The organism is Comamonas sp. GW821-FHT11H03, assembly GCF_058807955.1.
Window position 1 is genome coordinate 109,324 of sequence record NZ_JBXARF010000005.1, and the last position, 11,047, is coordinate 120,370.

Annotated in this window: 9 protein-coding genes and 1 tRNA gene; 6 read left to right on the top strand and 4 right to left on the bottom strand. The window is 60.9% G+C overall.

The annotated features are described in order from the left end of the window. Positions 1 to 31: 31 nt before the first annotated feature. The 4 genes from uvrC (at position 32) to AC1RTQ_RS12965 (ending at position 3,378) form a co-directional block, all read left to right on the top strand. The gene (gene uvrC, locus AC1RTQ_RS12950) at positions 32 to 1,984 is read left to right on the top strand and encodes an excinuclease ABC subunit UvrC (RefSeq protein ID WP_492876274.1); all 1,953 of its coding nucleotides are present in this window, start codon (positions 32 to 34) and stop codon (positions 1,982 to 1,984) included. 60 nt (positions 1,985 to 2,044) lie between these two features. Continuing rightward, complete coding sequence (gene pgsA / locus AC1RTQ_RS12955) at positions 2,045 to 2,608, top strand: CDP-diacylglycerol--glycerol-3-phosphate 3-phosphatidyltransferase (protein WP_003066269.1); 564 nt, start codon at positions 2,045 to 2,047, stop codon at positions 2,606 to 2,608. A gap of 407 nt (positions 2,609 to 3,015) precedes the next feature. Then, complete coding sequence (locus AC1RTQ_RS12960; protein WP_003056615.1) at positions 3,016 to 3,288, top strand: HU family DNA-binding protein; 273 nt, start codon at positions 3,016 to 3,018, stop codon at positions 3,286 to 3,288. A 14-nt stretch (positions 3,289 to 3,302) separates the two neighbouring features. Then, a tRNA-Val gene (locus AC1RTQ_RS12965) sits at positions 3,303 to 3,378 on the top strand. A 561-nt stretch (positions 3,379 to 3,939) separates the two neighbouring features. Here the strand turns inward: AC1RTQ_RS12965 and AC1RTQ_RS12970 are convergent. The 4 genes from AC1RTQ_RS12970 to AC1RTQ_RS12985 form a co-directional block, all read right to left on the bottom strand. After that, complete coding sequence (locus AC1RTQ_RS12970) at positions 3,940 to 4,194, bottom strand: hypothetical protein (RefSeq protein WP_302091358.1); 255 nt, start codon at positions 4,192 to 4,194, stop codon at positions 3,940 to 3,942. Positions 4,195 to 4,480: 286 nt separating this feature from the next. Further along, the gene (locus tag AC1RTQ_RS12975; RefSeq protein ID WP_492876278.1) at positions 4,481 to 5,434 is read right to left on the bottom strand and encodes an alpha/beta hydrolase; all 954 of its coding nucleotides are present in this window, start codon (positions 5,432 to 5,434) and stop codon (positions 4,481 to 4,483) included. 2 nt (positions 5,435 to 5,436) lie between these two features. After that, a complete protein-coding gene (locus AC1RTQ_RS12980; RefSeq protein ID WP_492876280.1) occupies positions 5,437 to 6,333 on the bottom strand; it encodes an alpha/beta fold hydrolase in 897 nt (298 codons plus the stop codon). A gap of 39 nt (positions 6,334 to 6,372) precedes the next feature. Then, a complete protein-coding gene (locus AC1RTQ_RS12985) occupies positions 6,373 to 7,428 on the bottom strand; it encodes a sugar phosphate isomerase/epimerase family protein (RefSeq protein WP_492876283.1) in 1,056 nt (351 codons plus the stop codon). A gap of 197 nt (positions 7,429 to 7,625) precedes the next feature. On the opposite strand from AC1RTQ_RS12985, the gene AC1RTQ_RS12990 reads away from it, so the two are divergent. Next, positions 7,626 to 8,186: a TetR/AcrR family transcriptional regulator gene (locus tag AC1RTQ_RS12990; RefSeq protein ID WP_492876285.1), complete on the top strand. Its 561-nt coding sequence runs from the start codon at positions 7,626 to 7,628 to the stop codon at positions 8,184 to 8,186. 897 nt (positions 8,187 to 9,083) lie between these two features. Continuing rightward, the gene (locus AC1RTQ_RS12995; protein WP_492876287.1) at positions 9,084 to 10,982 is read left to right on the top strand and encodes a SurA N-terminal domain-containing protein; all 1,899 of its coding nucleotides are present in this window, start codon (positions 9,084 to 9,086) and stop codon (positions 10,980 to 10,982) included. The last annotated feature ends 65 nt before the right edge of the window (positions 10,983 to 11,047 follow it).

Genomic DNA, 11,047 nt, shown 5'->3' on the forward strand with positions numbered 1-11,047 from the left:
GATTGGTCCACATGCGCAGACAATAGCGCCCATGTCTTCCACGCATTCCGCCGAACTGCTGGCCCAGGTGGCCGCGCTGCCGCCATTGCCCGGCGTCTATCGCTATTTCGATGCTGCCGGTGTCCTGCTCTACGTGGGCAAGGCCATCAACCTCAAGCGTCGCGTTTCCAGCTACTTTCAAAAAGACCATGGCGGCACGCGCATAGGCCATATGGTCAGCAAGATCGTGCGGCTGGAGACCACGGTGGTGCGCTCCGAAGCCGAGGCGCTGCTGCTGGAAAACAACCTCATCAAGACGCTGTACCCCAAGTACAACATCCTGTTCAGGGACGACAAAAGCTATCCCTATCTCAAGATCACCGGCGTGGTCCACCGTGACGGCAAGGAGGGCGAACCTGCGTTCCAGGAGTTTCCGCGCATTGCCTACTACCGCGGCGCGGTGGACAAGAAGCACCGCTACTTCGGCCCCTATCCCAGTGCCTGGGCGGTCAAGGAAAGCATTCAGCTGCTGCAGAAAGTCTTCCGGCTGCGCACCTGCGAGGACACGGTGTTTGCCAACCGCAGCCGCCCCTGTCTGCTCTATCAGATCAAGCGCTGCACCGGCCCCTGCGTGGATCTGATATCGCCCGAGGCCTATGCGCTGGATGTGCGCAACGCCGAGGCCATGCTGCGCGGCGAAACCAGCGAGCTGCTGCAGCAGCTCGAAGCGCGCATGATGGCGCATTCCGACAGGCTGGAGTTCGAGCAGGCGGCCGAGGTGCGCAACCAGCTCACGGCGCTGTCGCGCGTGCTGCACCAGCAGGCGATCGAAACCACGGACGACAAGGATGTGGACATCCTGGCCGTGCGTGTGCAGGGCGGCCGTGCCTGCGTGAACCTGGCCATGGTGCGCGGCGGCCGCCACCTGGGCGACAGGCCTTACTTCCCGGCGAATCTGGGCGATGCCGCGTCGGTCTACTCCAGCGAGGAAGAGGTGGACGCTGCAGCCGAGGCGCGACCCGTGGAGCAACTGGTGCTGGAGGCCTTTATCGCCCAGCACTATGTCGGCGTGGCGGTGCCGCCCACGCTCATCGTCAGCCACCCCGTGGAGAAACGGCTGGTGGAGCTGCTGACCGAGCAGACCGGCGTGCGCATCACCGTGGTCCAGCAGCCGCGCGAGCAGCGCCGCATCTGGTTGGAGATGGCACAGAAAAATGCCGACATCCAGCTGGCCCGGCTGCTGGCCGAAGAAGGCTCGCAACAGGCGCGCACGCGTGCGCTGGCCGAGGCGCTGGACCTGCCGGTCGAGAATCTCGACGAGCTGACCATCGAATGCTTCGATATCTCGCACACCAGCGGCGAAAGCACCAAGGCCTCCTGCGTGGTGTTTCATCACCACAAGATGCAGAGCAGCGATTACCGCCGCTTCAATATCGAAGGCATCACCGGCGGCGACGACTATGCGGCCATGCGCCAGGTGCTCACGCGCCGCTACAAGCCCGTGGCCGAGGCGCAGCGCGAGGCGGGCGGCGCCGAGCTGAGCGGCAAGCAGCCGCATCTGCCCGATCTGGTGCTGGTCGACGGCGGCAAGGGCCAGGTCAGCATGGCGCGCGAGGTGTTCACGGAACTGGGCCTCGATCTGTCGCGCATCGTGGGCGTGGAAAAAGGCGAGGGCCGCAAGGTCGGCCTCGAAGAGCTGGTGTTTGCCGATGGGCGCGACAAGGTCTACCTGGGCCATGACTCGGCGGCGCTGATGCTGGTGGCACAGATCCGCGACGAGGCGCACCGTTTCGCCATCACCGGCATGCGCGCGGCCCGCGCCAAGGTGCGCACGGGCAGCAGCAGCCTGGAGGACATTGCCGGCGTGGGACCCAAGAAGCGGGCGCGATTGCTGCAGCGCTTTGGCGGTGTGCGCGGCGTGGCCGATGCCAGCGTGGACGATCTGATGACCGTGGAGGGCATTTCCGCAACGCTGGCCGAAGAAATCTACAAGGCACTGCATTGATGCAGGCTGCGCGAGCGCGAATCTGCGCTGGCGCTGCGTGCTCGTGACACAATGACACCCATGTTCTTCACCATCCCTACTGTGCTGACCCTTACGCGGATCGTGGCGATTCCGCTCATCGTGGGGGTGTTTTACGCGCCGCTGGATCAGGCGACCCGCAATCTCATCGCCACCGTGATGTTCATTGTGTTCGCCGCAACCGACTGGTTTGACGGCTATCTGGCGCGCAAGCTCAATCAGACGTCGGCATTCGGTGCTTTTCTGGATCCTGTTGCCGACAAATTCCTGGTCTGTGCATCGCTGCTGGTGCTGGTTCATCTGCAACGCGCCGATGTGTTCGTGGCGCTGATCATCATCGGCCGCGAGATCGCAATCTCGGCACTGCGTGAATGGATGGCTCAGATCGGTGCCAGCAAGAGCGTGGCCGTACACATGATCGGCAAGGCCAAGACCATGGCCCAGATGGTGGCCATCCCCTTTTTGCTCTATGACGGAGTGGCGTTTGGAGTGATCGATACCGGCGTCTGGGGGCAGTGGCTGATCTGGATTGCAGCGGTCCTGACCGTCTGGTCCATGGTCTACTACCTGCAAAAGGCATTGCCCGAAATTCGTGCCAGGCTCTGAAATCCGCCACGACTCTCTTTGAAAGCGCTTGTTCATCAAGCGCTTTTTGCTATCTGGTGAGCCGCTTTCGAAACCGCAAAAAGATTCTGCGGCGGCGCCTCGCATGACTTGATCTGACTGCAGATTTTGTCAATTGTTGTCAATCGGTGAAGCCGACACGGAAGAAGCTTGAAAAAAGCCGCTTGGGAGGGCCGAACCCGCTCAAAAACCGCATAGAATCTGGTTCTGTCGCTGGAATGCGCAGCGCGAGTTGGCGTCAAAAATGTCAGCGGCTTCAGGTAAAAATGGGCTTGCCCATACGAAAAAACTGATAGGCTGGCTTCCGTCTTCATCGCGACTGGTTTCTTGCTGCGCAAGACTTGCGTTTGCAGAGACATTCCATTCACTTATTTCTCGAGAGGCATCTTGTGAATAAAACCGAACTGATTGAGCACATCGCTAACAACGCCGATATTTCCAAGGCCGCAGCTGCGCGTGCACTGGACTCCACGATCGACGCAGTGAAGAAAACACTGAAAAAAGGTGGTACAGTATCGCTTGTTGGTTTTGGCACATTTGCTGTTGGCAAGCGTGCAGCTCGCACCGGTCGTAATCCCCGTACCGGCGATTCCATCAAGATCAAAGCGGCCAAGGTGCCTAAATTCCGTCCGGGCAAAGCATTGAAAGATGCTCTGAACTGACAACCAGTTTTAGTGGGTCCTTAGCTCAGTTGGTAGAGCGGCTCCTTTACACGGAGTAGGTCGGCGGTTCGAGACCGTCAGGACCCACCACTAAAAAACTAAAGAAATCAAGGGCTTAGAGCGATCTAAGCCCTTTTTCTTTGCCCTCTCTACCAACCCAAATAGCCGCCACAAGCCGCCTCTACCAACCGAAAATCGTGGCTGACCAACCTGTCTGAGCCTGGCGTGGCGCTCGGCAGGGGAGTTCATGGCTGCTTGAGAAAAGCCCACGACGCCTGGCCGGGGCTACATCTATTGAGAGGAAGGCACGGGCTCCAGAAAACAAGCCCGCTTGGTGGTGGGCTGTTCAGCTGGCGTTGTTGCATATAACTCCTGCGCTCAACTGCGATAGCCTCGCTCGATGAGTGAATCGGTTTGAGCGTCAAGTCGTCGAGCTCAATGTTCGCGCATCCATCCCCAATCGATTGACCGGGCTGGGCGCGCCGCAGACGGTGGCCGTTGCATAACCAGGTCTGGGGCCGGGGCTGGGGAAAGCTCCACCTCAAATGGAGCTATGCCACACCAGCCACGGCAAACTGAAAAGCGCTCATCTGCCTCAGTCTTCCTGAGTGAAGGAATGCAGCAAAGGAGTCGCTTTGGTCTTGCAGACTCTCAGTAACCTTCGATCAAAGGCATTTCCGTCCCATCGACCGCAATCATCACTCCTGTGGTGCTGGTGTCGATTTCAATGGGGACTCCCCACAACTCATTGGGCTTGCCGAAAGAGTTGACGTGATTGAACTGCCGCAGCTCTTCTGGCGGCAGTTTGATGAGCTTGGGGTAGGCATTGTTGTGGGCCTTCCAGTGACGCAGGAAGGTCTGGCAAACGCGTTTGTGGACGGTGTTGATCGGTGATTCATCGGTCATGGCGCAATTGTCTCAGAGCCAGCCGGCGTGCCTGGCGTCCAACGGGATACGGCCAAAAGCGCAATGGTGACCGGTCGACACCCACCTCGGCTTCAGGCCGATCTTGGTTGCTCGCAGCCGCAGGCTTGAGAGGCTTTGGTCATGACCGCTCCTTCAGGCCGGGATACCTTGGGCAAGCTTGGGCGGCAATGCGCCGAACGCGCAGGTCGCCGCCGGCAAGCCGGTGGGGCTGGCCGGCGCAGTGCAGCCTTGTCGTCAAGACGCGGCAGAGGATGGATGACTGCCCCTAGCCCAGCGCCCGTCGAATGCCGATGCCTGCCATGTCGAGCAGTTGGCGCGCTGCCGGGGCCAGCCCCAGCATGTGGATGCACCCATGGATCATGCCCGGCAGGCGCACGGCCGTCGCGAGCACACCATCCTCCTGCAGGCGAGCGGCATAGGCCTCGGCTTCATCGCGCAGCGGGTCATACTCGCAGCTGATCACCGTGGCTGGAGGCAATCCGGCCAGGCTTTCCGCGCGCGATGGGGATACTTGCTCCAGTCGCCCTTGCGCAGGATCCGCAAGATAGGCCTCGTAGCAATACGCCATGGTCGCCCGGGTGAGGGCGTAGCCATCGCCGAACAGATCGAAGGACGGGGAGTCCATGGCGGCGTCCAGTGCCGGGTACAGCAATAGTTGGTGGGCAATGCTTGGCGCGCCGCCCGCACCCCAACCATCTCCATGCCTGGCGGCCAGACAGGCTGCTGCAGCGAGGTTGCCGCCCGCGCTGTCTCCGGCCACAGCGATGCGGCTGCGGTCCAGTCCAAGCCTGTCGGCCTGTTCGAAGGTCCAGCTCAAGGCGTCGCAGAAGTCTTGCAGCGGCACCGGAAAGCGGTTCTCGGGGGCCAGCCGGTAGTCCACCGAGATCACCACCGCCTCCGTCGCAACAGCGAGCGCACGGCAGGGGTTGTCGTACAGCTCCATGGAGCCGAGGCACCAGCCCCCGCCATGCGCGAAGACCAGGGCAGGCTGGGGCGCGTCGGATGCCGACGGCCAGTACACACGCAGACGCAGCGGGGCACCGTCGCGCGCACGCAGCGTGAAATCTCCCGTGCGCGCAACGGGTTCGGCCGGCCCATGCAGTGCACGCAGTCCGATGTCAGTGGCCTGCCTCAACTGCGCCAGCGTGGGCGCAGTCGGGAGCTGGGGCATCCGGGCCTGCTCCAGCAGGTAGTGGGCAATATCAGGGTTCAGAGGCATGATTACCGCGTCCTTTGCAAGAACGGCAGCAGTTCGGCGATGAAGGCCTGGGCCGCCTCCTCCATGATGAAGTGGCCACAATCGGGCACGATCACGCCGGACAGATCATGGGCATGCCCGCGCAAGGTGGTCAGCGGCGCATCGCCTGTGGCGTGCTCGGCGCCTATGGCCAGCACGGGCATGCCAAGAGGGCGCTTTGCGCGCTCACGATTCTGTCGAATGGTCTCGGGAATCGCCCGGTAATAGGCGAAGCCGCCGCGCAGCCCGCCCGGTGCCGCATAGGCGTCGACATAGGCATCAACGGCCACACGATCGCGCCTCAGCGACCATCGATTGAACATGAATTCCAGATAGGCGCGTTCGCGGCCCGCGATCAGGGTCTCGGGCAGGTCGGCCAGCTGGTTGAACATGAAGTGCCACAGGAAGATGTTCTGCTCGGGCGGCGCAAAGATGCTGGGCTCGGGCGCCAGGCCGGGGATCACGGCCTCGGTCAGCGCCAGGGACTGCACGGCCTGCGGCTGGTCGCTGGCCAGCGCATAGGCCACCCACATGCCCACATCGTGGCCCGCGACCTGGTAGCGCTCATGGCCCAGCGCCAGCATGGTGCGGTGCAGGGTCAGCGCAATGGAGCCCGTGTCGTAGCCCGTCTCAGGCCGGTCCGAAAAACCGGTGCCCGGCGGATCGACGGCAATGGCCTGAAAACCCTGCGCAGCCAGCGCCTGCATGACATGGCGCCAGGCATACCAGGTCTGGGGCCAGCCCGGGATCAGCAGCACCGGCGAGCCCTGGCCGGCCATGATGCAGTGGACGCGGCGGCCGTCGATGCGCACATAGTCGTGCGAGAACTCGCAGGCCTGGTCTTCCTGTTTGCGCAGGGCGTTCGATGTGAAAGCGTTCATTTTTTGTTTCTTTTTGAAGTTCTTTGGCTGCGGGCGTGCTCAGGCGATGCCGAGCATGGTGTTGATCTGGCGCTGGTCCACGGGGGCACCGGCGAAGTCGTCGAAGATCTTGTCGGTCACGCGGATGATGTGGCGGTTGATGAAGTCCACGCCTTCGCGTGCACCGTCCTCCTGGTCCTTGAGACAGCACTCCCATTCCAGCGAGGCCCAGCCCTGGTAGTCGTACTGGGCGAACTTGGAGAAGATGGTCTTGAAGTCCACCTGTCCGTCACCCAAAGAGCGGAAGCGCCCCGCCCGCTCCAACCAAGAGGAATAGCCGCCGTAGATGCCCTGGCGCCCGCTGGGCAGGAATTCCGCGTCCTTCACATGGAACATGCGGATGTGCTCGCGGTAGATGTCGATGTAGTCGAGATAGTCCAGCTGCTGCAGCACGAAGTGGCTGGGATCGAACAGTATCTTGCAGCGCTCATGCTGGCCGACCAGTTCATGGAAGCGCTCGAAGCTCGTGCCGTCGTGCAGGTCCTCGCTGGGGTGGATCTCGTAGCACAGGTTCACGCCCTGCTCGTCGCAGACGTCCAGGATGGGGCGCCAGCGGCGCGCCAACTCCTCAAAGGCGGTCTCGATGAGGCCCTCTGGGCGCTGCGGGAACGGGAACAGATAGGGCCAGGCGAAGGAGCCCGAGAACGTGCCCATCTCCGTCAGGCCCATGCGGCGCGAGGCACGGGCCGAGCACTTGAGCTGCTCCAGCGCCCAGGCCGTGCGCGCCTGGGGATTGCCGCGCACGGCCTCGGGGGCGAAGCTGTCGCACATGGCGTCGTAGGCAGGATGCACGGCGACGAGCTGGCCGAAGATGTGCGTGGTCAGCTCGCTGGCCACCAGGCCGTGCGAGGCAAGCATGCCGTTGACGTCGTCGCAGTAGGCCTGGCTTTGCGCGGCGGTGGCCACGTTGAACAGGCGCTGGTCCCAGGCCGGGATCTGCAAGGCCTTGAAGCCCACGCCCGCGGCCCAGCGCGCAATGTCCTCCAGCGAATTGAACGGTGCCTTGTCATCGGCGAACTGCGCAAGATGAAGGCTTGGCCCCTTGATTGTCTGCATGTGTTTTTCCTTGCTTTGAGGTATTGTTTGTCGATCGACAAAGAATAGTATCACGCAAACGTGGTCGTTTTCGACAGATCGGCGTGCTGCGCCGTGGATGACACGCCGCTAAGATGCCGCACCGACTTTTGAGAGGAACAAGGAAGATGGCTGGAAGACCCAGGGAATTTGATCGGGACCAGGCGCTGGAGTGCGCCATGCTGGCGTTTTGGCAGCGCGGTTACGAGGGCACATCCATGGCCGACCTGGTGCAGGCCATGGGCATCGCCTCGGCCCGCATCTATGCTGCCTTTGGCAGCAAGCAGGCGCTGTTCCGCGAAGCCATACAACGCTATGAGTCCGGGGCCGGCTGCTTTGCCGATCGGGCCCTGGCCGAAGAGTCATTGGTGCGTGACGCCCTATCACGCATGCTGCGCGATGCAGCGACCACCTACACGGAACCAAGCCGGCCACAAGGCTGCATGGTTGTCATGGCAGCGACCAATTTTGCGCAAGAGAATGAGGAAGTGGCAGCCTGGCTGGCGATGCACCGTCGCCAGCGAACGCAGTCCATCATCGACCGACTGCAACGTGCAATGGACGAGGGTGAGTTGCGAAAAGATGCGGATGTGCAGTCCTTGGGCGACTTCTATGCCACGCACTTGCACGGTATCTCAGTGCAGGCTCGTGACGGCGTGTCGCGCCCGCGCCTGCTGGCTGCTTCCGCGACCGCTATGGGGGTGCTGGACCAAGCGTTGTGCCCGGCCCTGAAGCCTTGAGCTGCAGTGCGGCTAGAGTGAGTTTGTGAGCAATTGAGCCAAGCGCTTGTTCAAGCGGGGCAAAGGCTGATTCCTGAGCGCATCTTGCCCTGCAGATGGCCCGGGCACAGAGTCCATGGAAGGGATCTGCCAGCGGCTTGCACAATGGTTCGGTGAGGGTGCGTGGGCACCCGTGGCGGCACACTTCGAGCCAAGCCACTGCAGCACGCTCCATTGGTGCTTGAGCGTCACACACCGGAAAGCCGTCGTTGACCCACACCTGCATCGGCCTTCGGATGGCCGCTATTGAGCGGTGACGGCGAGGTCATGCCATCCATCAGGGCGCTCAGGGTGTCGTCTTTGAGATGCCTGCGACCAGGCCAGGGAGGACGCCGGACCGTGTTGGATTAGGGCGTTCTGCGAGCAGTTTCCATTGTCTGGACCAGGCGTCAAACAGTGCATGCCTTGGCAGTCGAGTGCGTGTGTGTCATTTTCGAGTGTGGGTGGTCAGGAGAGTTGGAGACTGCCGCAAGTTGCTGATATCTATGGAGATATGAAGCTTTGCACAGGGTAGGTCGGCGGTTCGGGGCATCCAGTACCCACCACCAAGGCGCAAAGAAGGCTTGGGCAGTAGTAAGCCTTCTTTGCGTTTTGGCGTTTGTTGCGACTGAAGGTGAAGGTTGTTCGGGGTATTTCTATGCAAGATGCACTGGCTAGACAGCGGCAATGGAAAAGCTGGCAGTTAGAATGGCCGGGATTAGCCTAACCCTGTTGGTGGAGGTTGGATGGCAGTTCTGTAGAGCATCAGTGCCCTGTAGAGGCCCGGTCGGTGGCGCAAGCGGGTCGCACGGCTTTCACCATTGTTAATGAGGCGAACGTAAGTTCGCCTTTATTTTTGCTGCCGCAGAAAGATTGACCATGTTCGAATCCATCCGCAAGCATTCCAAGTTCGTGATGATCTTGTTGTTCTTGCTGATCATTCCCTCTTTCATTTTTGTCGGAGTCAACCAGAACTACTTCACCGAGTCCAGCCAGACTGTGGCCCGCGTGGATGGGCATGACATCACCCAGCAGGACTGGGATAACGCTCACAGGACTGAAAGCGACCGCCTGCGTGCGCAGAATCCGACCATGGATGCCAAGCTGCTGGACTCGCCAGAGGCGCGTTATGCCACGCTGGAGAAGCTGGTGCGTGATCGCGTGCTGGCAGCTGCTGCAGCCAAGATGCACCTGACAACGCCCGATGCGCAACTAGTGCGTACCTTGCGTGAGATTCCTGCGATTGCCTCCTTGCAAAAGCCCGATGGCTCGCTGGATGCTGAAGCCTACAAGGCTCTGGTGGGCTCGCAGGGCATGACTCCCGAAGGATTTGAAGCCAATCTGCGTCGTGAACTGGCTCTCAATCAGGTACTGGGTTCCGTGTCCTCGACCAGCTTCACGACTGCTGCACAGCTGCAGCAGGCCATGGATGCTCTGTATCAGCGCCGTGAAATTCAGGTTGCCCGGTTTGATGCCGGCGCCTTTGTCGGCAAGGTACAGCCCACGGAAGCCGAACTCAAGGCCTTCTATGAATCGCACACCAGCCAGTTCAAGCAGCCCGAAGCTGCCACAGTGGAATATGTGCAACTGGATGTGGCGACGGTAGAGAAGAGCATTGTTCTGAGCGAAGATGATCTGCGCACCTATTACAAGGAAAACGCGGCCCGTCTTGCCGGCCCAGAAGAGCGTCGTGCCAGCCACATCCTGATCAATGCGGCCAAGGATCTTCCCGCTGCAGAGCGTGAAAAGGCCAAAGCCAAGGCAGAGCAGCTGCTGGCCCAGGTGCGCAAGGATCCCAAGAGCTTTGCCCAGGTGGCCAAGGCCAATTCGCAGGACCCCGGCTCTGCTCCCAATGGCGGTGATCTGGGCTACTTCGGTCGCGATGCCATGGTCAAGCCATTTGAAGAAGCCGTTTTCAAGATGAAGCAGGGCGACATCAGCGATGTGGTCGAGTCTGACTTTGGCTTTCACATCATCGAGCTGACCGGCATCAAGCAGCCCAAGGTCCCCTCGTTCGAGGAAATGCGCCCCAAGCTGGAAGCAGATCTCAAGCAGCAACAGGCTCAGCGCAAGTTTGCAGAGGCGGCCGAAGCCTTCTCCAACGCCGTTTACGAGCAGTCCGAAAGCCTCAAGCCTGTGGCCGAAAAGTTCAAGCTGAGCATCCACAAGGTCGAGAACGTGACGCGTGAGCCAGCCCCTGGCGCTCAAGGTCCTCTGGCCAACAAGCGTTTCCTCGAGGCACTGTTCTCCGCAGATTCTCTGGAGAACAAGCGCAATACCGACGCAGTGGAGCTCGCTCCCAGCAACCTGGTGGCTGGCCGTGTGCTGAGCTATGCTCCTGCACATACTCAGTCCATGGATGAAGTGGGTGAGAAGCTCAAGCAGCTATATGTGGCGCATCAGTCCGCAGAACTGGCCAAGCAGGAAGGCAAGGCCAAGATGGCCGAATGGAAGGCCAAGCCTGAAGCAGCTCAGTTGCCTGCGGCCGTCGAGGTGGGGCGCGATCAAGCCAGGGATCTGCCGCGTGAAGTGCTGGATGCGGCATTGCGCGCCCCCACGAATGCCCTGCCTGCATGGGAGGGTGTCGATCTTGGCAATGCAGGTTACGCGGTGATCAAGGTCAACCGCATTGCCCAGCGTCCTGCGCAAGATGCTCAGGTGCTGGAGCAGCAAAAGGCGCAGTTCACGCAGTGGTCTTCCATGGCTGAAGTCATGGCCTACTATGAACAGTTGAAGAAGACCTTCAAGGTCCAGATCAAGGTGCCGCGTCCTCAGTAAGGCATTTAAATCAGGCGCGAGTTTATTTGCTGTCTGATTTATGCATTACAATAGATGCTTCTCCG